The organism is Klebsiella sp. GB_Kp056 (assembly GCF_040064755.1).
Classification (GTDB): domain Bacteria; phylum Pseudomonadota; class Gammaproteobacteria; order Enterobacterales; family Enterobacteriaceae; genus Klebsiella; species Klebsiella quasipneumoniae.
The window spans coordinates 82,767-105,712 of the sequence record NZ_JBEAJA010000041.1; the positions used below are offsets into that span (position 1 = coordinate 82,767).

Annotated in this window: 24 protein-coding genes; 9 read left to right on the forward strand and 15 right to left on the reverse strand. The window is 59.0% G+C overall.

The features are described 5' to 3' along the window. Positions 1–26 precede the first annotated feature (26 nt). From ABLV52_RS08695 to rfaD, 5 genes are read right to left on the reverse strand one after another with little or no spacing between them, the layout of a single operon-like run. On the reverse strand, positions 27–1,196 hold the full coding sequence (locus ABLV52_RS08695) for an O-antigen ligase family protein (protein WP_348890280.1): 1,170 nt from the start codon (positions 1,194–1,196) through the stop codon (positions 27–29). Further along, positions 1,174–2,082: a glycosyl transferase gene (locus ABLV52_RS08700; protein ID WP_023291358.1), complete on the reverse strand. Its 909-nt coding sequence runs from the start codon at positions 2,080–2,082 to the stop codon at positions 1,174–1,176. The genes ABLV52_RS08695 and ABLV52_RS08700 overlap by 23 nt, the downstream gene beginning before the upstream one ends. Continuing rightward, the gene (rfaC, locus tag ABLV52_RS08705) at positions 2,082–3,053 is read right to left on the reverse strand and encodes a lipopolysaccharide heptosyltransferase RfaC (RefSeq protein ID WP_086075612.1); all 972 of its coding nucleotides are present in this window, start codon (positions 3,051–3,053) and stop codon (positions 2,082–2,084) included. Before rfaC ends, ABLV52_RS08700 begins: the two co-directional genes overlap by 1 nt. Positions 3,054–3,056: 3 nt before the next feature. Further along, complete coding sequence (gene rfaF, locus ABLV52_RS08710; protein WP_044525043.1) at positions 3,057–4,115, reverse strand: ADP-heptose--LPS heptosyltransferase RfaF; 1,059 nt, start codon at positions 4,113–4,115, stop codon at positions 3,057–3,059. A gap of 8 nt (positions 4,116–4,123) precedes the next feature. After that, positions 4,124–5,056 carry an ADP-glyceromanno-heptose 6-epimerase gene (rfaD, locus tag ABLV52_RS08715; RefSeq protein WP_023291355.1) on the reverse strand — a complete coding sequence of 311 codons (933 nt, stop codon included), beginning with the start codon at positions 5,054–5,056 and terminating at the stop codon, positions 4,124–4,126. A 213-nt stretch (positions 5,057–5,269) separates the two neighbouring features. On the opposite strand from rfaD, the gene kbl reads away from it, so the two are divergent. The 3 genes from kbl (at position 5,270) to ABLV52_RS08730 (ending at position 8,459) form a co-directional block, all read left to right on the forward strand. After that, positions 5,270–6,463, forward strand: coding sequence for a glycine C-acetyltransferase (kbl, locus tag ABLV52_RS08720; protein ID WP_017900044.1), 1,194 nt, complete (start codon positions 5,270–5,272; stop codon positions 6,461–6,463). A 12-nt stretch (positions 6,464–6,475) separates the two neighbouring features. Continuing rightward, positions 6,476–7,501, forward strand: a complete 1,026-nt coding sequence (tdh, locus tag ABLV52_RS08725) for an L-threonine 3-dehydrogenase (RefSeq protein WP_004205051.1) — start codon at positions 6,476–6,478, stop codon at positions 7,499–7,501. 169 nt (positions 7,502–7,670) lie between these two features. After that, positions 7,671–8,459 (forward strand): glycosyltransferase family 2 protein, encoded by a 789-nt coding sequence (locus ABLV52_RS08730; protein WP_023291354.1) that lies wholly within the window; start codon positions 7,671–7,673, stop codon positions 8,457–8,459. Positions 8,460–8,464: 5 nt separating this feature from the next. Here ABLV52_RS08730 and ABLV52_RS08735 read toward each other — a convergent pair whose 3' ends face one another. Genes ABLV52_RS08735 through gpmM form a run of 3 tightly spaced genes read right to left on the reverse strand, consistent with a single transcriptional unit; the run spans position 8,465 to position 12,247 of the window. Then, positions 8,465–9,418, reverse strand: a complete 954-nt coding sequence (locus ABLV52_RS08735) for a divergent polysaccharide deacetylase family protein (RefSeq protein ID WP_065882886.1) — start codon at positions 9,416–9,418, stop codon at positions 8,465–8,467. A gap of 3 nt (positions 9,419–9,421) precedes the next feature. Continuing rightward, a complete protein-coding gene (gene envC / locus ABLV52_RS08740) occupies positions 9,422–10,693 on the reverse strand; it encodes a murein hydrolase activator EnvC (RefSeq protein WP_023291352.1) in 1,272 nt (423 codons plus the stop codon). A gap of 9 nt (positions 10,694–10,702) precedes the next feature. Then, positions 10,703–12,247, reverse strand: a complete 1,545-nt coding sequence (gpmM, locus tag ABLV52_RS08745) for a 2,3-bisphosphoglycerate-independent phosphoglycerate mutase (protein ID WP_348890281.1) — start codon at positions 12,245–12,247, stop codon at positions 10,703–10,705. A 245-nt stretch (positions 12,248–12,492) separates the two neighbouring features. Here gpmM and ABLV52_RS08750 point away from each other — a divergent pair, with 245 nt between their 5' ends. The 5 genes from ABLV52_RS08750 (at position 12,493) to cysE (ending at position 15,722) form a co-directional block, all read left to right on the forward strand. Further along, positions 12,493–12,924: a rhodanese-like domain-containing protein gene (locus ABLV52_RS08750; RefSeq protein WP_023291350.1), complete on the forward strand. Its 432-nt coding sequence runs from the start codon at positions 12,493–12,495 to the stop codon at positions 12,922–12,924. 104 nt (positions 12,925–13,028) lie between these two features. After that, positions 13,029–13,280, forward strand: a complete 252-nt coding sequence (gene grxC, locus ABLV52_RS08755) for a glutaredoxin 3 (RefSeq protein WP_002922429.1) — start codon at positions 13,029–13,031, stop codon at positions 13,278–13,280. A 60-nt stretch (positions 13,281–13,340) separates the two neighbouring features. After that, entirely contained in the window at positions 13,341–13,808 is a 468-nt protein-coding gene (secB, locus tag ABLV52_RS08760; RefSeq protein WP_002922428.1) for a protein-export chaperone SecB, read from the forward strand. Next, a complete protein-coding gene (gene gpsA, locus ABLV52_RS08765) occupies positions 13,808–14,827 on the forward strand; it encodes an NAD(P)H-dependent glycerol-3-phosphate dehydrogenase (RefSeq protein WP_348890282.1) in 1,020 nt (339 codons plus the stop codon). The genes secB and gpsA overlap by 1 nt, the downstream gene beginning before the upstream one ends. Positions 14,828–14,900: 73 nt before the next feature. Continuing rightward, a complete protein-coding gene (gene cysE / locus ABLV52_RS08770; RefSeq protein ID WP_002922426.1) occupies positions 14,901–15,722 on the forward strand; it encodes a serine O-acetyltransferase in 822 nt (273 codons plus the stop codon). A gap of 101 nt (positions 15,723–15,823) precedes the next feature. Here cysE and trmL read toward each other — a convergent pair whose 3' ends face one another. From trmL to ABLV52_RS08795, 5 genes are all read right to left on the reverse strand, one after another. Continuing rightward, a complete protein-coding gene (trmL, locus tag ABLV52_RS08775) occupies positions 15,824–16,297 on the reverse strand; it encodes a tRNA (uridine(34)/cytosine(34)/5-carboxymethylaminomethyluridine(34)-2'-O)-methyltransferase TrmL (protein ID WP_180264128.1) in 474 nt (157 codons plus the stop codon). A 105-nt stretch (positions 16,298–16,402) separates the two neighbouring features. Beyond that, positions 16,403–17,587 (reverse strand): FMN-dependent L-lactate dehydrogenase LldD, encoded by a 1,185-nt coding sequence (lldD, locus tag ABLV52_RS08780; RefSeq protein ID WP_004205042.1) that lies wholly within the window; start codon positions 17,585–17,587, stop codon positions 16,403–16,405. Continuing rightward, a complete protein-coding gene (gene lldR, locus ABLV52_RS08785; RefSeq protein WP_004205041.1) occupies positions 17,587–18,360 on the reverse strand; it encodes a transcriptional regulator LldR in 774 nt (257 codons plus the stop codon). The genes lldD and lldR overlap by 1 nt, the downstream gene beginning before the upstream one ends. Next, positions 18,357–20,012 carry an L-lactate permease gene (gene lldP, locus ABLV52_RS08790; protein WP_044525040.1) on the reverse strand — a complete coding sequence of 552 codons (1,656 nt, stop codon included), beginning with the start codon at positions 20,010–20,012 and terminating at the stop codon, positions 18,357–18,359. Before lldP ends, lldR begins: the two co-directional genes overlap by 4 nt. A gap of 280 nt (positions 20,013–20,292) precedes the next feature. After that, positions 20,293–20,655 carry a YibL family ribosome-associated protein gene (locus ABLV52_RS08795; protein ID WP_002922410.1) on the reverse strand — a complete coding sequence of 121 codons (363 nt, stop codon included), beginning with the start codon at positions 20,653–20,655 and terminating at the stop codon, positions 20,293–20,295. Between the two features lie 272 nt (positions 20,656–20,927). On the opposite strand from ABLV52_RS08795, the gene ABLV52_RS08800 reads away from it, so the two are divergent. Continuing rightward, a complete protein-coding gene (locus ABLV52_RS08800) occupies positions 20,928–21,152 on the forward strand; it encodes a hypothetical protein (RefSeq protein WP_002922402.1) in 225 nt (74 codons plus the stop codon). Here ABLV52_RS08800 and mtlR read toward each other — a convergent pair. After that, positions 21,141–21,737 carry a mannitol operon repressor MtlR gene (mtlR, locus tag ABLV52_RS08805; RefSeq protein WP_002922401.1) on the reverse strand — a complete coding sequence of 199 codons (597 nt, stop codon included), beginning with the start codon at positions 21,735–21,737 and terminating at the stop codon, positions 21,141–21,143. The two genes, ABLV52_RS08800 and mtlR, sit on opposite strands and share 12 nt — an antisense overlap. Then, positions 21,737–22,885 (reverse strand): mannitol-1-phosphate 5-dehydrogenase, encoded by a 1,149-nt coding sequence (gene mtlD, locus ABLV52_RS08810; RefSeq protein ID WP_023291346.1) that lies wholly within the window; start codon positions 22,883–22,885, stop codon positions 21,737–21,739. Before mtlD ends, mtlR begins: the two co-directional genes overlap by 1 nt. Between the last annotated feature and the right edge of the window lie 61 nt (positions 22,886–22,946).

Below are 22,946 nucleotides of genomic sequence, written 5' to 3' on the forward strand. Positions count from 1 at the left end.
AAAGGGCCGTCAGCGGCCCTTTCTTGTTAACGCTTTTCCGCCAGCCCTTTGCTGAGCGCAATGCCCAGCGGCAGCCAGAACAGCACCCAGGTTTCCCGGGGGTTGCTGATGATAAACATCCCCTGCGAGGCCATAAATACCAGCGCGTAAAACAGGATCGCCAGACTGTAGCGGCTGTCGGAGCGGCGCTTGCGCCACGCCTGCCACAGTCCGCAGGCAATGACCGCCAGCAACAGCAGTAAACCCACGATGCCGCCTTTCAGCAGGGCGCCCATATATACGCTGTGGGTGGTGGTGATGTGTTCGCCGCTGTAGTTGATGAAATCCAGTTCATAGCTGAAACCGCGTCCCAGCCAGGGCTGGCTGGCCATCTCCGACAGCGTATGGTGCCAGATGCTCAGGCGCAGCCCGCTTTGGGTGCCCAACTCTTCGAAACGGGCGAGCAGCATGTCGCCCACCGGCGTCATGACCAAAAGCAGAGCCACCAGCACGGCCAGCGCCGCGGCGATCAGCAGGTTGCGGCGGGTGAAGACGTGCAGGTGCAGCGTACAGCCGACCGCCAGCACCAGGGCGATGATCGGCCCGCGGCTTTGGGTCAGCAGCATCATCACCAGCATGATGGCCACTGGCAGATAGAGCCAGTGGCTGGCTTTTTCTTTCAGTAGCATGCCGCAGATTAAGATGCCGATGCCGCAGTATCCGGCAAGGTCGATAACGTTTGTTGGCCCGGGGTTCTCAGGGGAGACCGCCCGTTCGGTGAGGACCAGGGTGTGGTCGAACATTAGCGTCCACAGCGAGAGCGCGGTGATCCCGCCAACCACCGCCAGCATGGCCAGGCGGCGGGTTCGTTCGTCGCTGAGCAGCATCGCCATCAGCAACAGATAGCCCGTCAGGTACACGCCGTGGGTGATCGGCGAGTCGATATGCTGCGGCGTATGGCCCCACAGGTTACTGAGGGCGTAATAGATAAAGAAGACCGCCAGCAGCGCCCAGGTCTGCCACTGTTCGCGTAACACGCCGGCCAGCGCCTGGCGGTTTTCCGGGCGTACCAGCGAGAGCAAGAGCAGCAGGATCGATAAATGCAGCAGGTTATTGGTCCGGGTGGACATGCAAAAAATCGCGCTGAAAAATAAAAACAAAGGAAAAACAATCGAGTAACCCTGTCTGGCGTAGTTACTCATTTTTAAAGTACTCATTAAACGCAACCTTTTCGAAAATAGTGTCCGGCACAGCGCTTTCTGGTGAAAAATTAATGACCCGGATCTGGCGTTGCTGCAGTACCTGCGCGGCATGCGCAAAGGAGGGCATGACGAGGGTATCCACTTTTGTTGCCAGGTACGAAGGCAATTTTTCTTGTTGTGTTTCGTAGAATCGCGGCTGGTTGAAGTTAGTCATATCCAGACCGCTCACCAGGATAGTGCTGAAGCCCAGCCAGGCGAGGATCTGCAGCGCCCAGTAGACCACCGTGCCGGCATCAAAGACGCCCTGGCGAATATCGGTGCTAAAACAGATATCCGGGCGCTGGGGATGAAAGCACATCGCCGGATTCTGCTGGTAAGTGCGCTTTATCGCTTCGCTGGCGACTTTCGGCTGGTAAATCTTATAGCAACCGTCCTCAATCAACGCCAAACGGCAGCGCAGCGCGTCCGCATGGCGATCGACGATTTTGGCGATCCCATGCATGGTGGTGAACAGAAGAATGTCCGGCTGACTGACGATGGCGCGGATAATGTCCGGCTTCTTATCGAAAAACTCCATGTCGACGATGGTATAGAGCGAAAAGTGCAGTCGGTCGGCAAGATGCCAGGCGCCATTGACGCCCATCACCGGGATCGTTTTCGACAACAGGGAAAAATCGATATTGCGGGTCGAAGGACCGGTGGCGGTCAGCAGGACTTCGCCTTGCATGCTGTTTTTCAGCGCGCTCAGGCTGACCAGCGGCACCGTTTTCCCTTTATAACGCAACGCGCTGATTTCGCCGCTCGGCGCGCGGGTGATGCGGGTAAAAGGCCACAGATTTTCATTGTGACGATAAGCGCGAGGGCGGGTGTAGCGATAGATCTGCTTAAACAGGGATCCCATCAGAGCAGCCCCTGATTTTGCAGAAGAAGATGAACCCGGCTGGCGGTAATATCGCCGGTGCTGGCGCTGTTTTCCGGCCGCACGATGTGCTGGTTTTTACCGTATCCGCCAATCAGCCCCGGATCGGTCGGGCCGTAGAGCGTGAAGTTTGGTTTATCCAGCGCGGCGGTCAGATGACTCAGGCCGGTATCGACCGAGACGACGGCCCGGGCGCTGGCCAGAACCTGCGCCACCTGCTCAAGGCTCATGCGCGGTAGCACTTCAACATACTCCCGGCCTTCCGCCAGCCGCTTCGCCCGCGCCTCTTCGTGCGGGGCGCCCCACGGCAGCTTAATGCGGACGCCGCTGTCGGCCAGCAGATCGAGCAGTTCCTGCCAGCGGTTTTCCGGCCAGTGCTTATCGTCGCGGGTGGTGGCGTGCAGAAACACCAGATAGGGGGCGGCAGCGTTAGCCTCGTGCTGCAGGAAATGGCGCGCAATGGCGTAATCCCCCTGGGTTTGGGGTTTCGCGTAGCCGAGGCTTTTGGCGAACAGCTCGCGGGTACGCTCCACCGCGTGCTGCTGTTTCGCAATGTGGTGGCGGCGGTTGTAAAACAGGCTGGCCAGCGGCTCGCGGGCCGTTTGCCAGTCCATACCATGCTTGACGCCGTGCGCCAGACGGGTGACCAGCGCAGCGCTTTTCACCAGCCCCTGGGCGTCGATAATGGCGTCATACTTGACCGCCTGGACGGCCTCGCGAAAGGCTTTACGCTCCGCTTTGATCGGCGCGGAGAACCAGGCTTTACGCCAGCGGCGGATCGCCACCGGGATCACCCGCTCGACGCTGTCATGCCAGGAGGGGATCTGCGCGAAGCCTTCTTCCACAACCCAGTCGAAGCGGATGCCGGGGATGGCCTGCGCGGCGTCGGTCAGCGCGGGCAGCGTGTGCAGCACGTCGCCCATCGATGAGGTTTTTACAATCAATACCCGCATCCGCTACGCTTCCTCGTGCCCGGTTTTTTCCGTCAGCAATTCGTTCAGCTCTTGCAGGACGCGCTCTGGCGTAATGTCGATCAGGCTCTGATGATAACCTTCCGCGGCATCGCCTTTGCGCACCTTGTGGTAGCCGGTAATCAGGCGGATCACGCGCGCTTTATGCGACAGCGGCGGGGTAAAGTCCGGACTGCTCGGGCCATACAGCGCCACCAGCGGGCGGTCCAGCGCCGCGGCGACGTGCATCAGCCCCGAATCGTTAGTCACCACCGCTTTACAGGCGGCAATCAGGATCACCGCCTGCTCCAGCTGGGTTTCACCCGCCAGATTCCGGCACCAGGCCTGCTGCTCGCTGCTGAGGGCGGCGATGATCTCTTTGCCGGCCTCGTTATCTTTTGCCGAGCCAAATAGCGCAATCTGATAACCATCGTCGATGAGCTTTTTCGCCAGCGCAGCATAGTGATAGTGCGGCCAGCGTTTTGCCGGGCCGAACTCCGCGCCGGGGCAAAAGCCGATGATCGGCCGATCGTTGGACAGGTTAAAGGCGCTGCAGGCCTGCGACTTTTCCCCTTCGTTGACCTGCAGCTGCGGCCATAGCAGCGGCTGCGGCAGATCTTTGGCGCAGCGCATCACGCCGTTGTCGTAGGCCAGCGCCACGTAGCGTTCCACCATCAGCGGCCAGGCGTCTTTGTCCAGCACCCGGGCGTCGTTGAGCAGGCCGTAGCGCATCTCGCCGCGCCAGCCGGTGCGCAGCGGGATGTTGGCGAAGAAGGGGACTAATGCCGATTTAAACGAGTTTGGCAGCACGTAAGCGCGATCGTAGCGACGCTCGCGCAGGCTGTGGCCGAGCTTGCGGCGTTCGCCGATAGCCAGCGCGCCGTGGCCCAGCGGCATCGGGATCGCTTCGTTCACTTCCGGCATGCGCGATAACAACGGACGACACCAGGCTGGCGCCATCACGTCGATAATCGCCTGGGGATAGCGCGCCCTGAGCGTACGATAAAGACTTTGCGACATCATCATGTCGCCCACCCAAGACGGGCCTACCACCAGAATTTTCATGTTATCTCTTACGCATCCCGATTCAGCCAGGCCATATACTCCGTTACGCCTTCGGCAACGGTTTTGAACGGTTTGTCATAGCCCGCTTTACGCAGGTTAGTCAGATCCGCCTGGGTGAACGCCTGGTAGCGGCCTTTCAGTTTGTCCGGGAATGGGATGTACTCGATGCTGCCTTTTTTGTGGTACGCCAGGGTCGCGTCGGCGACGGCCTGGAAGGATTCCGCGCGGCCAGTGCCGAGGTTGAAGATGCCGGAAACGCCGTTTTCCCAGAACCACAGGTTGACGTCAGCCACGTCGCCGACGTAGACGAAGTCGCGCTTGAAGCCGTCGCTGCCTTCGAACAGTTTCGGACTTTCGCCATTATTCAGCTGGGTGTTGAGGTGGAAAGCGACGCTTGCCATGCTGCCTTTGTGGCCTTCGCGCGGCCCGTAGACGTTGAAGTAGCGGAAGCCGACGATCTGCGAATTGGCTTCCGGCAGGATCTGACGAACGTATTCATCGAACAGGAATTTGGAGTAGCCGTAGACGTTTAGCGGCTGCTCATACTCGCGAGACTCGATGAAATCGCTGGTGCGCCCACCGTAGGTGGCCGCCGAAGAGGCGTACAGGAACGGAATTTCGCGCTCCAGGCAGTAGTGCAGCAGCTCTTTGGAGTACTGATAGTTGTTGTCCATCATGTACTTGCCGTCCCACTCCGTGGTGGAAGAGCACGCGCCTTCGTGGAAGATAGCGTCAATGTCGCCGAACTCTTCGCCTGCCATAATCTGGATCAGAAAGTCTTCTTTATCCATGTAGTCAGCGATGTTCAGGTCAACCAGGTTCACAAACTTGGTGCCGTCTTTCAGATTGTCGACAACCAGAATGTCGGTAATGCCCTTGTCGTTCAGCGCTTTAACGATGTTGCTGCCGATAAAGCCTGCGCCGCCGGTTACGATGATCATAACTGTACCTTTGAAGTTGAGAGCCCGGAGACAATCCGGACATGAATGCTCATATCATATCACCACATGAGCAAGCCTACAGCCATTCGCAGAATAAGGTGCTGGGCTGACGTGATTTATGCTGCAAATAATTCATTCAGGCCTGCATCATCTCGTATCAGCGTATAGCTTTGGGTAATATGTGCCAAATTTTGCCGAATCTGGAGAGTTGCAATGCGTGGTGATTTCTACAAACAGTTAACTAGCAATCTGGAGACCGCTCGGGCCGAAGGCTTGTTTAAAGAAGAGCGCATCATCACCTCGGCGCAGCAGGCGGACATTACCGTCGGCGACAGCCACGTGATTAACTTCTGCGCCAATAACTATCTGGGTCTGGCCAACCACCCGGCGCTGATCGACGCGGCGAAATCCGGTATGGACAGCCACGGCTTCGGGATGGCCTCGGTACGCTTCATCTGCGGCACCCAGGATACGCACAAGCAGCTGGAGAAGAAGCTGGCGGATTTCCTCGGTATGGAAGACGCGATCCTCTACTCCTCCTGCTTCGACGCCAACGGCGGCCTGTTTGAAACGCTGCTCGGCCCGGAAGACGCCATTATCTCCGACGCCCTGAACCATGCCTCGATCATCGACGGCGTGCGCCTGTGTAAAGCGAAGCGCTTCCGCTATGCCAACAACGATATGCAGGAACTGGAAGCGCGTCTGAAAGAAGCCCGCGACGCTGGCGCGCGTCACGTGCTGATCGCCACCGACGGCGTCTTCTCGATGGACGGTGTGATCGCCAACCTGAAAGGTGTTTGCGACCTGGCGGATAAATACGATGCGCTGGTGATGGTCGATGACTCCCACGCCGTCGGCTTCGTCGGCGAAAACGGCCGCGGCTCCCACGAATACTGCGATGTGATGGGGCGCGTCGACATCATCACCGGCACGCTGGGTAAAGCGCTGGGCGGCGCCTCCGGCGGCTACACCGCCGCACGCAAAGAGGTGGTCGAGTGGCTGCGCCAGCGTTCCCGTCCGTATCTGTTCTCCAACTCTCTGGCGCCGGCCATCGTGGCCGCCTCCATCAAAGTGCTGGAGATGGTCGAAGAGGGCGCAGACCTGCGCGATCGCCTGTGGGCCAACGCGCGTCTGTTCCGTGAAAAAATGACTGCGGCAGGCTTCACCCTGGCGGGCGCCGACCACGCCATCATTCCGGTGATGCTGGGTGAAGCGGTGGTGGCGCAGAACTTTGCCCGCGAACTGCAGAAAGAAGGGATCTATGTCACCGGCTTCTTCTATCCGGTGGTACCGAAAGGCCAGGCGCGTATTCGCACCCAGATGTCGGCGGCGCATACCCCTGAACAAATTGAGCGTGCGGTGGAAGCCTTTACCCGCATCGGCAAACAACTGGGCGTCATCGCCTAATAAGGGTGTGAGATGAAAGCGTTATCCAAACTGAAAGCGGAAGAAGGCATCTGGATGACCGACGTACCGGAACCGGAAGTCGGCCATAACGATCTGCTGATTAAAATCCGCAAGACCGCCATTTGCGGGACCGACGTGCACATCTACAACTGGGATGAGTGGTCGCAGAAGACCATTCCGGTGCCGATGGTGGTCGGGCACGAATATGTCGGCGAAGTGGTGGGGATTGGCCAGGAAGTGCGCGGCTTTAAGATTGGCGACCGCGTCTCCGGCGAAGGGCATATCACCTGCGGCCACTGCCGTAACTGCCGCGCGGGCCGTACCCACCTGTGCCGCAACACCATCGGCGTGGGCGTCAACCGCCCGGGCTGCTTTGCCGAGTATCTGGTGATCCCGGCCTTTAACGCCTTTAAAATTCCCGACAATATCTCTGATGACCTGGCGTCCATCTTCGACCCATTCGGCAACGCCGTGCACACCGCGCTCTCCTTCGATCTGGTGGGGGAAGACGTGCTGGTCTCCGGCGCCGGTCCGATCGGCGTGATGGCGGCGGCGGTGGCGAAACACGTCGGCGCGCGTAACGTGGTGATCACTGACGTTAACGAGTACCGTCTCGAGCTGGCGCGCAAAATGGGCGTCACCCGCGCGGTGAACGTGGCGAAAGAGAACCTCAACGACGTGATGGCCGAGCTGGGGATGACCGAAGGTTTCGACGTGGGTCTTGAGATGTCCGGCGCGCCGCCGGCGTTCCGCAGCATGCTGGATACCATGAACCACGGCGGCCGTATCGCGATGCTGGGTATCCCGCCGTCGGATATGTCCATCGACTGGACCAAGGTCATCTTCAAGGGGCTGTTTATCAAAGGGATCTATGGTCGCGAAATGTTCGAAACCTGGTACAAGATGGCGGCGCTGATCCAGTCTGGCCTGGATCTTTCGCCGATCATCACCCACCGCTTCGGCATTGACGACTTCCAGAAGGGCTTTGACGCCATGCGCTCCGGTCAGTCCGGTAAAGTGGTTCTGAGCTGGGAATAACGCCTCCGGTCTGTTGTAAACATCAGCAAAAAAGGCGCCTGCGGGCGCCTTAATTTAGATTTGGATAACATTTTTAGCCTGCTTAATATCAAGCGCACAATTTCTACATCGATTTTACGGTTATTCGCTTATACAGTGTGTTTAGTCGCGGTTTAACTTTGAAACGATCATGCTTAAACTCTCCGTATGCTTACTGACCTGTAACTCTGCACGTCTGCTCATGGAGGTGCTGCCCCCGCTGCTGAAGGTGGCTGATGAGTGTATTGTCGTCGACTCCGGTAGCACCGACGAAACGGTCTCTATTTGTCAGCAGTTTGGTCTCACCGTCCATCATCATGCCTATAAAGCCCACGGCGCGCAGATGAACTATGCCATCGGGCTGGCCAGCCATGACTGGGTGCTGTGCATGGACAGCGATGAAATTCTTGATAACGACGTCGTGGCGGCCATTCAGGCGCTAAAAGCGGGGGAAGAGCCTGACCCGGCCTGCGCCTGGCGTTTGCCGCGCTACTGGTTTGTGCTCGGCACGCAGGTGCGGACGATCTACCCTATTTCCTCGCCGGATTACCCGGTGCGCCTCTTTAACCGCCAGCAGGCGCGGTTTAACGACCGGCCGGTGGATGACCAGGTGGTCGGACACGCGCGCTCCGTCAGGCTGCCGGGCTTTGTACGCCATGACACCTTTTATTCGCTGCATGAAGTGTTTAATAAGCTGAACAGCTATACCACCCGGCTGGTGAAGCACCAGCAGATCACACCTTCGCTGACGCGGGGGATCGTCAGCGCCATTGGCGCTTTCTTTAAGTGGTATCTGTTCAGCGGGGCGTGGCGCTATGGCAAAGTCGGCGTGGTCACCGGCCTGTACGCCACGTTTTACAGCTTTCTCAAATATTTTAAGGCGTGGTACGCCCACGAAGATAACCAGGCGCCCGTCGCGCAAAAGCGAACGGACCCCTGAGTGGTCTAGCTGCCGGGATTGTCCCAGCCCTGCCATTTGAGGCGATAGTACTGGACCAGCGCGCTCTGGCTGATGCTGTCGCTGAGGATAGTGAAGAAGCGGCTGGCGTTCACGGGCTCCAGCGGGCGCTTCGGCTTGCAATACTTCACGCCGTGGAACGGATTACGCGGCTTCTGCTGCTGCGGCGTTTGTTGCGCAGGCGGCTGAGCGTAGTTTGGCGTCGAGTTGTCGACCTGCGGCTCGTTGAGCAGGCTGCTCGGGCGCACCAGCGTGATATCCGGCGGCAGGTTATAGACCATCTGCTGCAGCACCCGCACCGTCGTCGGATGCGGATGGCCAATGGCTATCGCCGAACCGTTACGCCGCGCCAGGGCGATGGCGCGGTTGAACTGAGTGCGTATATCGGCTTCATTCTGCGTATCGTCCAGAAACACCTTACGCTTAATCACCTTCACCCCGGTGCCCTGCGCGGCGCGCATGGCCTGGGTATTGCCGATGGTCACGCTGTCGAGAAAATAGAGATTGTAGCGCTCCAGGGCCTGCATCACCTTCTGCATGCCAAACAGGTTGGAGGTCATCGCGCTGCCCATATGGTTATTCAGCCCGACGGCGTAGGGGACTTTGCCATAGGCCTCGCGGATGATGCGCTCGATCTCCTCGCTGCTCATTTCGGGACGCAGGGTGTCTTTTTCCAGCGGCTGTTTGCTGAGCGGCGCCATCGGCAGGTGGATGAGCACTTCATGGCCCAGATTATGCGCTTTCGTGGCCATTTCCCGGGCGTGCGGCGCGTTCGGCAGCACGGCGACGGAGATAGTGGACGGCAGCGCCAGCACCTGATTTTCGGTCTGCGGGCGGTAGCCAAAATCGTCAATAACGATGGAGAGTTTGCCAGCGAACGCTGGCGCCGCCAGAGCCAGCGAACCGGCTACGGCAAGAGCAATTGCGCGAAATTGAAGCAAAACTTATCTTCCCAACCACGGCTGTGGATTGACCGCCTGACCCTGGCGGCGAATTTCGAAATAGAGCGACGGACGGCCCTGACCGCCGCTGCTGCCTACGAGCGCGATAGGCTGACCGGCACGCACCTGCGTACCGACGCTGACCAGCGCGCTTTGGTTATAGCCATACAGGCTCATGTCGCCTTTGCCATGCTCGACCACCACCACCAGACCATAGCCCTGCAGCCAGTCGGCCAGAATGACCCGACCATCGGCAATCGCTCTGACTTCGGTGCCTTCAGACGCGGCGATAACCATCCCTTTCCAACGTAGTTCACCTTGCAGCTGTTCGCCATATCGATGAAGGAGCGGACCGCGAACCGGCCAGAACGCCTGACCGCGCGGCGAGCCCAGCCCACCGGTGCGTGACATCAGCGAACGCTCGCTTTCCGTTGGTTTATAGGTGGTGCCTTTGCGCGATGCTTCCTGCTGGCGGTCGCGCACCGCCTGCGCATCGCGAGCTTCCCGATCGGCACGGGCTTTGGCGGCAGCCTCCGCCTGGGCGATACGACCGCGTAGGCGCGATTCGTTAGCCCGCAATTCACTTAACTGTTGCTGACCCCGCTGAATGGAGGACTCCAGGCCGGAAAGGGTCTTTTTCCGTTCGTTACGCGCCTGCTCCAGCTTCGCCTGCTGGGCTTTTTGCTCGTAGACCAGCGTCTGCTGCTGGCTCTGCTTCTCTTCGAGCATCGACTTTTGCACCGCCATCTCTTCGCGCGTTTTCTTCAGTTCCGCGATGGTTTCCTGGCGGGCCTGGTTGAAATAGCTGAAATAGACCTGCATCCGCTGATTGCGCTGACCCTCTTCACCGCTCAGCACCATCTGGATGCCGGTATGCGGCCCCTGGCGGAACGCCGCGTCAAGCTGCGCGGCGAGGTTACGCTCCTGAGACGCGCGCTGGCGCTCCAGCTTCGCGAGAGAAGCGTTCATCTCGTCAATCTGCTTATTGAGCTGGTTCAGGCTGTCCTGGGTTTCGCGCAGTTTGCGGGCCGCGGCGGCGATCGCCTCTTCCTGCGCTTTGAGCTGAGCGAGCAGGCTTGCGCGCTGCTGCTGCTGTTGCTTAATCGCCCGCTGCCTGGCGGCGATGTCGGCCTGGATGGACTTTAGCTGATCGCGATCGTCGGCGTGCGCAGATGACGCGCACAGTAATACGCCAGCGCTGAGCGCGCTGGCGTAAAGGACGGATCGAACTGCCGTTGCGATCCATGTAGTTGAATACGTCGCCTTTCCCCTCATGGGGAAGGATTATTCCACGATGAACAGCGGCTTGCCAGTCATCTCTTGCGGGATTTCCATTCCCATCAGCGACAGCATGGTCGGGGCGATGTCGGAAAGTTTGCCGCCATTGACCGCTTTGACCGCTTTGTTACCGACGTAGATCAGCGGAACCGGCAGGTTGGTGTGGGCGGTGTGCGCCTGACCGGTGGCCGGGTCGCGCATCTGTTCGGCGTTACCGTGGTCGGCGGTGATCAGCAGCTGGCCGCCAACGGATTCCACCGCCTGCGCCACCTGATCGATACAGTGATCCAGCGCTTCAACGGCTTTCACTGCCGCTTCCATCACGCCGGTATGGCCAACCATATCGCCGTTCGGGTAGTTACAGATGATGGTGTCGTACTGGCCGCCTTTGATGGCCGCGACCAGTTTTTCGGTCAGCTCGGCGGAGCTCATTTCCGGCTGCAGATCGTAGGTCGCCACTTTCGGCGAGTTAATCAGAATCCGCTCTTCGCCTTTGAACGGCTCTTCTACGCCGCCGTTGAAGAAGAAGGTGACGTGGGCGTATTTCTCGGTTTCGGAGATGCGCAGCTGGGTTTTATCGTGCTTCGCCATCCACTCACCGAAGGTATTGGCCAGCGAGGCGGGCGGGTAGGCGCAGGCCACTTTGATGTCGGCGGCATATTCGGTGAGCATCACGAAGTCGAGGTTAACCACTTTCTTACGCGCAAAGCCGTCGAAGTCGGCGTTGACGAAGGCGCGGGTGATTTCGCGTGCGCGGTCAGCACGGAAGTTCATGAAGATCAGCGCATCGCCATCTTCCATCGCGGCATCGGCCTGGCCGGCGGCGCGGATCACGGTCGCTTTCACGAACTCGTCGTTTTCGTCACGGGCGTAGGCAGCCTGCAGGCCGGCGACGGCGGTCTCGGCCTGGAATTCGCCTTTCGCCAGCGTCATCAGATCGTAAGCCTGCTCAACGCGATCCCAGCGGTTGTCGCGGTCCATGGCGTAGTAGCGGCCAATGAGCGACGCGATGCGGCCTTTGCCCAGCGCGGCAAATTTGGCTTCGAATTTTGCCAGCGTTTTTTCCGCGCTGCGCGGCGGGGTGTCACGACCGTCGAGGAAAGCGTGCAGGTAGATCTTCTCAGCGCCGCGCTCTGCCGCCAGCTCCACCATCGCCATGATGTGATCTTCATGGCTGTGAACGCCGCCCGGCGACATCAGACCCATGATATGTACCGCTTTACCCGCGGCAACCGCTTTATCGACCGCGGCGGTCAGTACCGGGTTGGCGAAGAAGGTGCGTTCTTTAATTTCCACATCGAGACGGGTCAGGTCCTGATAGACGATACGACCGGCGCCCAGGTTGACGTGGCCCACTTCGGAGTTCCCCATCTGACGGTCCGGCAGGCCAACTTCCAGGCCGGATGCATCGATCAGGGTATGCGGACGTTTGGCCCACAGGGCGTCCATTACCGGCGTTTTAGCGCTGTAAATGGCGTTATCCTGTTGGTCTTCGCGATAGCCGTAGCCATCCAGAATCACCAGTACCATAGGTTTTTTAGTAACCGACATTGCGACAACCTCATGCTCAAAGACAGAAATTTTGCGTAATTTTACTACAGCTGAATCGTTTAAATCCCCGTGAAAGATCAAAGAAAGGGAGCGGCCGGGCCGCGGCGTGTCAGCGAAAACGGCTTTTTTTCGCCGCCGCCCGCAGAAAATACATTACATCGCGCTCACTGGCTGTAATTGCCGCAAGGCACAGGTATACTCCTTTCCTGGTTTTTTTCTCACTTAGTCGGGAGTTGTAACCCCCCATGCAAGAAATTATGCAATTCATCGGCCGTCACCCTGTTCTGAGCATCGCGTGGATCGCGCTGCTGGGGGCGGTGCTGTTCACCACCTTCAAGGGCCTGATGTCGAAAGTTAAAGTCATCACCCGTGGTGAAGCGACGCGTCTTATCAATAAAGAAGACGCGGTGGTGGTCGACCTGCGTCAGCGTGACGATTTCCGTAAAGGCCATATTGCCGGCGCCATCAACCTGCTGCCCAGCGATATCAAAGCGAATAACGTCGGCGAGTTGGAAAAACACAAATCGCAACCCATTATTGTGGTAGACGGTTCCGGCATGCAGGCGCAAGAGCCAGCCAGCGCGCTGAACAAAGCCGGGTTTGAAAAAGTCTTTGTACTGAAAGAGGGCATTGCTGGCTGGAGCGGCGAAAACCTCCCTCTGGTACGCGGCAAATAACTTACCTCGCGTGGTGATGCCGCCGCGTTTTCCCCTTCGCGCCTGACGTGAGGGGAACACAGGCTGCGGCGTAAAACCCTCAGGGTAATAACAGGAGTGAAGTCATGGCCAATATTGAGATCTACACCAAAGCGACCTGCCCGTTCTGCATCCGCGCGAAAGCGCTGCTGAACAGCAAAGGCGTAACGTTCCATGAGTTGCCGATCGATGGCGATGCCGCGAAGCGTGAGGAGATGATCCAGCGCAGCGGACGGACGACGGTTCCGCAGATTTTTATTGATGCGCAGCACATTGGCGGCTGTGACGACTTGTATGCGCTTGATTCACGTGGTGGACTTGATCCCCTCTTGCGCTAATTTTTGCGCGCTTTCCCTGCCGGAAGCGCGTATTTAAGGACAACACGAAAGGGTTTTACTATGTCAGAACAAAACAGCACCGAAATGACCTTCCAGATCCAGCGTATCTATACCAAAGATATCTCTTTTGAAGCGCCGAACGCGCCGCAAGTTTTCCAGAAAGACTGGCAGCCGGAAGTTAAACTTGATCTGGATACCGCCTCCACCCAGCTGGCTGAAGGCGTTTATGAAGTGGTGCTGCGTGTAACCGTGACCGCCGCGCTGGGCGAAGAGACCGCGTTCCTCTGCGAAGTACAGCAGGGCGGTATTTTCTCCATCGACGGCATCGAAGGCACCCAGATGGCGCACTGCCTTGGCGCATACTGCCCGAACATTCTGTTCCCGTACGCGCGCGAGTGCATCACCAGCCTGGTTTCCCGCGGTACCTTCCCGCAACTTAACCTTGCGCCAGTGAACTTCGATGCGCTGTTTATGAACTATCTGCAGCAGCAGGCTGGCGAAGGTGCAGAACAACATCAGGATGCCTGATGAACGCACTTAATGCTGCAATGACTGTGATCGGTGCCGGCTCTTACGGCACCGCTCTTGCCATCACCCTGGCAAGAAATGGCCACCACGTTGTGCTCTGGGGCCATGACCCGAAACATATCGCGACGCTGCAGCACGATCGCTGCAACGCCGCGTTCCTTCCCGATGTGCCTTTCCCGGATACGCTGCATCTTGAAAGCGACCTGGCCACCGCCCTGGCCGCCAGCCGCGATATTCTGGTGGTGGTGCCAAGCCATGTGTTTGGTAAAGTGTTACGCCAGATTAAACCGCTGATGCGTCCTGACGTGCGTCTGGTATGGGCGACCAAAGGTCTCGAGGCCGAAACCGGTCGTCTGCTGCAGGACGTGGCGCGTGAAGCGCTGGGCGATGATATCCCGCTGGCGGTGATCTCCGGGCCAACCTTCGCCAAAGAGCTGGCCGCCGGCCTGCCGACGGCGATTTCGCTGGCGGCGACGGATCCGCAGTTTGCCGAGGACCTGCAGCACCTGCTGCACTGCGGCAAGAGCTTCCGCGTCTACATCAATCCGGACTTTATCGGCGTCCAGCTCGGCGGCGCGGTGAAAAACGTCATCGCCATCGGGGCGGGGATGTCGGACGGCATCGGCTTCGGCGCCAATGCGCGGACGGCGCTGATTACCCGTGGCCTGGTGGAAATGTCTCGCCTTGGCGCGGCGCTGGGCGCCGACCCGGAAACCTTTATGGGCATGGCCGGTCTCGGTGACCTGGTGCTCACCTGCACCGACAACCAGTCCCGTAACCGTCGCTTCGGCATGATGCTCGGCCAGGGGATGGACGTGCAAAGCGCCCAGGAAAAGATTGGCCAGGTGGTTGAAGGCTACCGCAATACCAAGGAAGTTCGCGTTCTGGCACAGCGTTTAGGTGTCGAAATGCCAATAACCGAGGAAATTTATCAGGTATTGTATTGCGGAAAAATTGCGCGCGAGGCAGCATTGACCTTATTGGGTCGCGCCCGCAAGGACGAGCGCAGCAGCAATTAGCTTTCCTTTGTCACCTGAATGACCCTGCCAGCGCAGAACTGGCAGGTCATTACCATATCGCCTGGAGTATGCAATGCCGTGTGAAGAACTGGATATCGTCTGGAATAATATTAAAGCCGAAGCCCGGGCTCTGGCGGACTGTGAGCCAATGCTCGCCAGTTTTTACCACGCAACGCTACTCAAGCATGAAAATCTGGGCAGCGCGCTGAGCTATATGCTGGCCAATAAGCTGGCTTCCCCGATTATGCCGGCTATCGCCATTCGCGAAGTGGTGGAAGAAGCCTACGCCGCCGACCCGGAAATGATCGCCTCGGCGGCCTGCGATATTCAGGCGGTGCGCACGCGTGACCCGGCGGTGGATAAATACTCGACGCCGTTGCTCTATCTGAAGGGTTTCCATGCCCTGCAGGCCTATCGTATCGGCCACTGGCTGTGGACTCAGGGCCGGCGTGCGCTGGCGATTTTCCTGCAAAACCAGGTGTCCGTCTCTTTCCAGGTGGATATCCACCCGGCGGCGAAAATCGGCCGCGGGATTATGCTCGACCACGCCACCGGTATTGTGGTTGGCGAAACGGCGGTGATTGAGGATGACGTCTCTATACTGCAGTCGGTCACCCTCGGCGGTACCGGTAAAACCAGCGGCGACCGTCACCCGAAAATTCGCGAAGGCGTGATGATTGGCGCCGGGGCGAAAATCCTCGGCAATATCGAAGTCGGGCGTGGGGCGAAGATTGGCGCCGGTTCGGTGGTATTGCAGCCGGTTCCGCCGCACACCACCGCCGCAGGCGTGCCGGCGCGTATCGTCGGCAAGCCGGAGAGCGACAAGCCGGCGATGGATATGGATCAGCATTTCAACGGCATCCACCACACTTTCGAGTACGGCGACGGGATTTAACGTCTTGCCCGGTGGCGCTGCGCTTACCGGGCCTACGGTCTCTGCCCGCCAGCATGTCGCCCGGATAAGGCGCGGTGCGCCGCCATCCGGGAAGGGGTCAGTTAGCTGCGCAGCACGGCGCCTGGATACCCCAGCTGCCGCCAGGCCTCGTACACCACCACCGACACCGCGTTTGACAGGTTCATGCTGCGGCTGTCTGGCATCATCGGAATCCGAATTTTCTGCTCCGGCGGCAGGGCATCAAGGATGCTGGCCGGCAGACCGCGGGTTTCCGGACCAAACATCAAGAAATCGCCATCCTGATAGCTCACCGCGCTGTGCGCCGGCGTACCTTTGGTGGTCAGGGCGAACAGACGCTGCGGCTGCGCGCTGGCGATAAACGTCGCGTAATCGGCGTGGCGCTGCACGGCGGTGAACTCGTGATAGTCCAGTCCGGCGCGTCTCAGGCGCTTATCGTCCCAGGTGAAGCCCATGGGCTCAATGATATGCAGACTGAAGCCCGTGTTGGCGCACAGGCGGATAATATTCCCGGTGTTCGGCGGGATCTCTGGTTCGAATAACACGATGTTCAGCATACTGCCCCCTTAATTGCGGGGGGCAGAATAGCAGATATTTGGTCAACCCTCACCCCGGCCCTCTCCCTGAGGGAGAGGGGGAGGGGGAGAGCAAAACGGCGCAGCTTATGCCGCGTTATGCTGCTTCAGCGCATCGAAGGTCTGCAGCGCCTCCGCGTTCTGCACCAGCGAATCACGGCTAATGTCCGCGATGGTTTTTGCGCCGGTCAGGGTCATCGCCACCTTCATCTCTTTCTCGATCAGATTCAGCAGATTCGCCACCCCCTGCTTGCCGTGGGTCGCCAGGGCGTACAGGTAAGCGCGGCCCAGCAGTACGCTGTCGGCGCCCAGGGCGATCATGCGCACGACGTCGAGACCGTTGCGGATGCCGCTGTCGGCGAGAATGGTAATGTCGCCTTTCACCGCGTCGGCAATCGCCGGCAGGGCGCGGGCGGAGGAGAGCACGCCGTCAAGCTGGCGGCCGCCGTGGTTGGAGACCACAATGCCGTCGGCGCCGAAGCGCACCGCGTCGCGGGCGTCCTCCGGGTCGAGGATCCCTTTGATCACCATCGGTCCGTCCCAGAAATCACGGATCCACTCGAGGTCTTTCCATGAAATCGACGGATCGAAGTTATTCGCCAGCCAGCCGATGTAATCCTCCAGGCCGGTCGGCTGGCCGAGATAGGCGGAGATATTCCCCAGATCGTGCGGACGGCCGTTGAGGCCAACGTCCCATGCCCATTGCGGATGGGTGACCGCCTGCCAGTAGCGGCGCAGGGCGGCGTTCGGGCCGCTCATGCCGGAATGGGCGTCGCGGTAGCGGGCGCCGGGAGTCGGCATATCGACGGTAAAGACCAGCGTTGAACAACCCGCCGCCTTCGCGCGCTCCAGCGCATTACGCATAAAGCCGCGGTCGCGCAGAACATACAGCTGGAACCACATCGGCCGCTTGATGGTCGGGGCGACCTCTTCGATCGGACAGACTGAAACGGTGGAGAGGGTAAACGGAATGCCTTTGTCATCCGCTGCGCCGGCGGCCTGCACTTCGCCGCGGCGGGCGTACATTCCGCACAACCCCACCGGCGCCAGCGCCGTCGGCATCGCCAGCTTCTCGTTGAAGAGGGTGGTCTCGAGGCTCAGATCCGACATATTGCGCAGAATACGCTGGCGCAACGCCACGTCGGAAAGGTCCTCGACGTTGCGGCGCAGGGTATGTTCGGCGTAAGCCCCGCCGTCGATATAGTGGAACAGGAACGGCGGCAGGATACGCTGGGCGGCGGCGCGATAGTCGCTGGCGGCGGAAATAATCATCACGAATTCTCCCTGGAATTATCAATAGCATCGCCGGGCAGGCGGGTAATTCGCGCCTGGCGGGCCTGGTCTTCATCAAAACGTTTAATGGTGGCGTGGACAAAACCTAAGTGGGCCATCATCGCCTGGCGCGCCGCCTCGGCGTCGCCGGCGACAATCGCCTCCATGACGGCCTGGTGCTGTTCGGTCAGGCGGGCAAAAACCGGCGGCACTAGATACATCCGCTGACGGCTCTGCTTGACGGAGGAGTGCAGCAGGTCGAAAAAGCCGCGCATGGTTTGCAGGAGCACCACGTTATGCGAGGCTTCGGCGATGGCCAGATGAAAGCGGACGTCCGCCTGCGAGGCGATATCCGGGTCTTCGCTCTGGGTCGCTTCAAAGCACAGGCGTATTTTTTCTTTATCGGCGTCGGTGGCCCGCATCGCCGCGTGCCACGCGGTGCTGGCTTCGATGGCGTGGCGGGCCTCGAGGATGTCGAAGCTGTAGTCAGGGTCATCGGCCAGCAGCGTCTTCAGCGGCTGGACGATGTTTTGCTCCGACCACGGCTCATGCTGAAAGCGGACGAAAGTGCCGCCGCCGCGACGGCTCAGCAGCACCCCTTCATTGACCAGCATCGCCAGCGCTTCGCGCAGGGAATTGCGCGAGACGCCGAGCTGAGCGGCGAGCTGGCGCTCGGCGGGCAGTCGCATGCCCGCCTCCAGCTGTTGTTCTTCAATCAGCGCCCGGACGCGACGCGCCACGTCGTCGGCCAGGCGTTTAGGCATCACTATCACGGTATCATCCAGGTTAAAACGTAGGCCTGCAGCGTAGTGATCAGACCCACCATGCAGGTGAAGATCAGGCTGTGTTTGACGGTAAAGCGGAACAGATCCGACTCTTTACCCACCAGGCCTACCGCGGCGCAGGCGATGGCGATCGACTGCGGGGAAATCATCTTGCCGGTGACGCCGCCGGTGGTATTGGCCGCGACCAGCAGGATATCGGAGACGCCAATCTGCTGCGCCGCCGTTGCCTGCAGCGCGGCGAACAGGGCGTTAGACGAGGTGTCCGAACCGGTCAGGAATACCCCCAGCCAGCCCAGGAACGGCGAGAAGAAAGTAAACGCGTGGCCGGTATGGGCCAGCGCCAGGGCCAGGGTCGACGACAGCCCGGAGTAGTTGGAGATAAAGGCGAACGCCAGCACCATGCCGATAGAGTAGATCGGCAGCGCCAGGTCCTTCAGCGTTCCGGCGAAGGTGGTCAGCGCGTCTTTCGGCTTCATGCGCAGCCAGACGATGGACAGCAGGGCGGCGAACAGAATGGCGGTGCCGGTTGCCGACAGCCAGTCAAACTTATAGATGGCGGCGTAAGGCGTCGCGGCGCTGACCACCGGCGGCATGCGGGCGACCATTTTGTCGAGGAACGGCACCGAAATATTGATGACGAAGTCATACATCGCGCCGCCCGGTGCGAACAGCGCTTTGAACGGCGGCACGCTCCACAGGGTCACGGTGGCGGTCAGGAACAGGAACGGCGACCAGGCGCGGATCACTTGTCCCGCGGTGTAGCGCGTGCGGGCCAGCGTCATATCCACCTGCGAGGCGCCGATATCGCCAAAGCGGAAGATGCGCACCGGCTGCCAGCGTTTGAGGAACAGGGTCAGGCAGACCAGGGAGACCAGCGATGAGATGATGTCCGGCAGCTCCGGGCCAAGGAAGTTAGAGCTGAGGTACTGGGCGATAGCGAACGAGCCGCCTGCGACCATCACCGCCGGCCAGGTCTCTTTGATGCCCCGCCAGCCGTCCATAATCGCCATGATCCAGAACAGCACGATAATGGTCAGGAACGGCAGCTGGCGGCCCACCATCTGGCCGATGGCGAAGCTGTCGATACCGGTCACCTGACCGGCCACCAGGATCGGGATGCCCATCGCGCCGAAGGCCACCGGCGCGGTGTTGACGATCAGGCACAGGCCTGCGGCATACAGCGGGTTAAACCCGAGGCCGACCAGCAGCGCCGCGGTAATCGCCACCGGCGCGCCAAATCCCGCCGCCCCTTCGAGAAAGGCGCCGAACGAGAAGCCGACGATCAGCATCTGCAGGCGCTGGTCAGGCGTAATCGACAGGATCGACGAGCGGATAATGTCGAACTGTCCGGTCTTCACCGAGATTTTATACACGAAGACTGCGGCAATAATAATCCAGGCGATGGGCCACAGTCCGTAGAAAAAGCCATACACCACCGAGGCCAGGGCGCGGTCCACCGGCATTTTATAGAACAGCAATGCGACGGCCAGGGCGATCGCAACGGTCCAGGTAGCGGCGAGATAGCCTTTCAGTTTGAGCTTTATCAGCGCAAAAAAGAAAAACAGAATCGGTAGCGATGCGATAAGACTGGATAACCAGATATTACCGGCGGGATCGTAGTTTTGTTGCCAGAGATTCATGCAGGGTCTCCATCGGGCCGCCAGGACGGGTGGGCTGAGTCTGCGCTCTTTGCCGACCCGTCGTAGGTAAAATTGGCCCGGCCAATTAGGGATAGCAGGGTTGATGACAACGAATGGTTAACCAGATGTTACTCTTAGGCAACGGGTTTGTGATGTATTTTGATGGATTTGTGAACTGCCGGGGGGTAGATAAAATTATTGGTTGGACCAATCGGCCGGGCAGGGAACGAAAAAGGGGGGTAGGACAGAATAACCCTCTCCGAACGGAGAGGGCTGGGGATCAGAATTCGCTGCGGGCGAAACCGGTCATCTCTTTCAGGCCCATTTCCCGGCCCAGGGCGGTCATCGGATGGACGACCACCAGGCCGCGGACGCTTTTCTTCAGCTTGCCCATATCGGCCTGCTCTTTTTTGGTAATCGCGCGGCGGAACGGCAGGCTCATCAGCTTCTGCGCCTCTTTGCTCAGCTTCTGGCTCTGGACGGAACGCAGACGTTCAATCTCCGTTTCCAGAGTGGCTTTTTCTTTCTCCAGCTCCGCGTATTTATCGGCAGCTTCCACCAGCGACAGCTCGGCCTGCTGGTGGCGGATGGCGTCGAGACGATCGCTCAGACGTTTGATTTCATTCTTTTCGACTTCTTTCATGGTGATTTGATCTGTTAATAAAGGGGCTTCATTCGCCTATAGTATGTGCCGTGACCGCTATTGTTGATAGCTATTTATCAAAAATTCGCCGTTTATCGCCGTCAGAATACGATACCTTAATCTGCTAATAATTTGAATTTTATAATTATTCCTTCCGATACCCGCGCTAATTTCATTTCTGTGAAGCCTGTCGGCAGATAAGCACGTTTTCCTTAACCCACGCCGGTGAATTGGCTAATGCTTAATCAGATTATTCCCAAAAGGAGGACGTGATGGCAAAGATCGGCGACGGCGTACCACGTTTAATCGACAAAGCGGTTGATTTTATGGCTTCCAGTCAGGCGTTTATGGAGTATTTGAAAAAGTCTCCGCGGCTGCAGCATGTACCGCGAGATATCCCTCAGGATAAGGAAGCGTTGTTTCTGCAGCGTCTGGAATATTATCGTCAGCTTTACCGGCCGACCTGCGACCAGACGGAGCCGGAGTCAGAGCGTTGATTTCTGGAAGGCTTTTTTTAAGCTGATTCGTGAAATCAGCTCAGTCAGGGACAACACCATCGTTGAACGCACCATCTGCTGGTAACGCAGTTTCTGCATTGCCAGCAGTTCGGCGTCGCTGTCATCAAACTGCGGCGTTGGCGGCAGGGCGGCGACGCAGTGCAGTTCGCCGAACGGACCGATAATTTCGTCGTCGGTAAAGCTGTACTCATTGCCGTCGTGATTAAGCTCTTCGCGCAGGGCCATCAGCAGCTCGGCGTCTTCATATTCGGCACGACTTATCACCCCAAGGCCATAAATCAGCTTCAGGCGTACTGAGAGATCGCCGAGCGGCCCGCTGCCCTCCAGCAAGGGCTCGACGGCGTATTTCACCGCGTAGTCGTCTTTACGGAACACCTGAAGCACCAGAATATTGACCGCTTCCGTTAACAGCTCGACGGTGGCGATCAGGAAGCTTCGTACGGTTTTGCCAGCATTCAGACGCTCAAGCACACGGTTTTCAAATGCTTGTGTTTCTTCCATCATTGCCTGCATATCTGACAGGAGTCGTAATGGGCGCGACGTCGGCCGCGCCAGGTTGTGCATCATTTTACCGCGTTATAGTCGTTAACGGCCTCCGCGACGACATCGCTTGCCGCGTCAAGGCCGGAAATCTGCGCCAGCGCGGCCTGCGGCCCTTTGTCGGCGATCAGTGTCGCCAGCTCCTGCGCCTGCGGATCGTCTTCGCTACGGAAATGCATCGCCGCCGCAATCCCTTTCACCAGATTGCGGTGCGGCAGGCCGTATTCCAGCGTACCCAGCAGCGGCTTAATTAAACGGTCGCCGGCGCTCAGTTTGCGCAGCGGCTGACGGCCTACGCGCTCGACATCGTCTTTCAGGTACGGGTTCTCGAAACGGCCAAGAATTTTCTGGATATAAGCCGCGTGCTTCTGCGGGTCAAAGGCGTAGCGTTTGATCAGCACCGCGCCGCTCTCCTCCATCGCGCCCTGCACGACGGCCCGAATTTTCTCGTCGAGTATCGCGTCGCGAATCGTCTGGTGGCCCGCCAGTTTTCCGAGGTAGGCGGTTATAGCATGCCCGGTGTTCAAGGTGAAGAGCTTGCGTTCGACAAATGCCATCAGGTTATCAGTTAATTCCATTCCCGGGATGGTCGGCAGTTCGCCCTTGAACTGGGTTTTATCGACGATCCATTCGCTGAAGGTTTCCACGGTGACTTCCAGCGGGTCATGGGTAGCGGACGCCGATGGCGGCACAATACGGTCAACGGCGGAGTCGACGAAGCCGATATGGGTTTCCACCCAGGCCTTATCTTCCTCCGCCAGGGCGTTAAATACGTGGCCTTTTAACTGCGTGGTGCCGCGCACCATGTTTTCGCAGGCGATAATGTTCAGCGGGCGTTCGGTGCCCTGCGCCTTGCGCTTCGCCAGCCCTTTGGCGATGGCCGGGGCGATGCGCTCAAGAACGACGGGACCGACGGCGGTGGTCACCAGGTCGACGCTGGCGATCAACTCCACTACCTCGTCGCCAATGCTGCTGACGGCATTCACGCCGGAGACGGTATCCACCTGCTCATTTTCGCCAACGACGTGAACCTGGTAGCTATGACGGGCATTCAGGGCATCAAGTACGGTCTGATTGACATCGGCAAACGTCAGGTCGATGCCCGCGTCAGCCAGCAGTTTACCGATAAAGCCACGTCCGATATTACCTGCGCCAAAATGTAATGCTTTCATAGTATTAACCTTCAATTAATGTTTTTACCTGAGAGGGCTGGGGTGAGGCTTTTTCCCTCAC

What these genes read in the sequence shown, in the direction of transcription:
- ABLV52_RS08695 (WP_348890280.1), bottom strand. Translation starts at nt 1,196, where the DNA reads ATGAGTACTTTAAAAATGAGTAACTACGCCAGACAGGGTTACTCGATT.
- ABLV52_RS08700 (WP_023291358.1), bottom strand. Translation starts at nt 2,082, where the DNA reads ATGGGATCCCTGTTTAAGCAGATCTATCGCTACACCCGCCCTCGCGCT.
- rfaC (WP_086075612.1), bottom strand. Translation starts at nt 3,053, where the DNA reads ATGCGGGTATTGATTGTAAAAACCTCATCGATGGGCGACGTGCTGCAC.
- rfaF (WP_044525043.1), bottom strand. Translation starts at nt 4,115, where the DNA reads ATGAAAATTCTGGTGGTAGGCCCGTCTTGGGTGGGCGACATGATGATG.
- rfaD (WP_023291355.1), bottom strand. Translation starts at nt 5,056, where the DNA reads ATGATCATCGTAACCGGCGGCGCAGGCTTTATCGGCAGCAACATCGTT.
- kbl (WP_017900044.1), top strand. Translation starts at nt 5,270, where the DNA reads ATGCGTGGTGATTTCTACAAACAGTTAACTAGCAATCTGGAGACCGCT.
- tdh (WP_004205051.1), top strand. Translation starts at nt 6,476, where the DNA reads ATGAAAGCGTTATCCAAACTGAAAGCGGAAGAAGGCATCTGGATGACC.
- ABLV52_RS08730 (WP_023291354.1), top strand. Translation starts at nt 7,671, where the DNA reads ATGCTTAAACTCTCCGTATGCTTACTGACCTGTAACTCTGCACGTCTG.
- envC (WP_023291352.1), bottom strand. Translation starts at nt 10,693, where the DNA reads ATGAGGGGAAAGGCGACGTATTCAACTACATGGATCGCAACGGCAGTT.
- gpmM (WP_348890281.1), bottom strand. Translation starts at nt 12,247, where the DNA reads ATGTCGGTTACTAAAAAACCTATGGTACTGGTGATTCTGGATGGCTAC.
- ABLV52_RS08750 (WP_023291350.1), top strand. Translation starts at nt 12,493, where the DNA reads ATGCAAGAAATTATGCAATTCATCGGCCGTCACCCTGTTCTGAGCATC.
- grxC (WP_002922429.1), top strand. Translation starts at nt 13,029, where the DNA reads ATGGCCAATATTGAGATCTACACCAAAGCGACCTGCCCGTTCTGCATC.
- secB (WP_002922428.1), top strand. Translation starts at nt 13,341, where the DNA reads ATGTCAGAACAAAACAGCACCGAAATGACCTTCCAGATCCAGCGTATC.
- gpsA (WP_348890282.1), top strand. Translation starts at nt 13,808, where the DNA reads ATGAACGCACTTAATGCTGCAATGACTGTGATCGGTGCCGGCTCTTAC.
- cysE (WP_002922426.1), top strand. Translation starts at nt 14,901, where the DNA reads ATGCCGTGTGAAGAACTGGATATCGTCTGGAATAATATTAAAGCCGAA.
- trmL (WP_180264128.1), bottom strand. Translation starts at nt 16,297, where the DNA reads ATGCTGAACATCGTGTTATTCGAACCAGAGATCCCGCCGAACACCGGG.
- lldD (WP_004205042.1), bottom strand. Translation starts at nt 17,587, where the DNA reads ATGATTATTTCCGCCGCCAGCGACTATCGCGCCGCCGCCCAGCGTATC.
- lldP (WP_044525040.1), bottom strand. Translation starts at nt 20,012, where the DNA reads ATGAATCTCTGGCAACAAAACTACGATCCCGCCGGTAATATCTGGTTA.
- ABLV52_RS08795 (WP_002922410.1), bottom strand. Translation starts at nt 20,655, where the DNA reads ATGAAAGAAGTCGAAAAGAATGAAATCAAACGTCTGAGCGATCGTCTC.
- ABLV52_RS08800 (WP_002922402.1), top strand. Translation starts at nt 20,928, where the DNA reads ATGGCAAAGATCGGCGACGGCGTACCACGTTTAATCGACAAAGCGGTT.
- mtlR (WP_002922401.1), bottom strand. Translation starts at nt 21,737, where the DNA reads ATGCACAACCTGGCGCGGCCGACGTCGCGCCCATTACGACTCCTGTCA.
- mtlD (WP_023291346.1), bottom strand. Translation starts at nt 22,885, where the DNA reads ATGAAAGCATTACATTTTGGCGCAGGTAATATCGGACGTGGCTTTATC.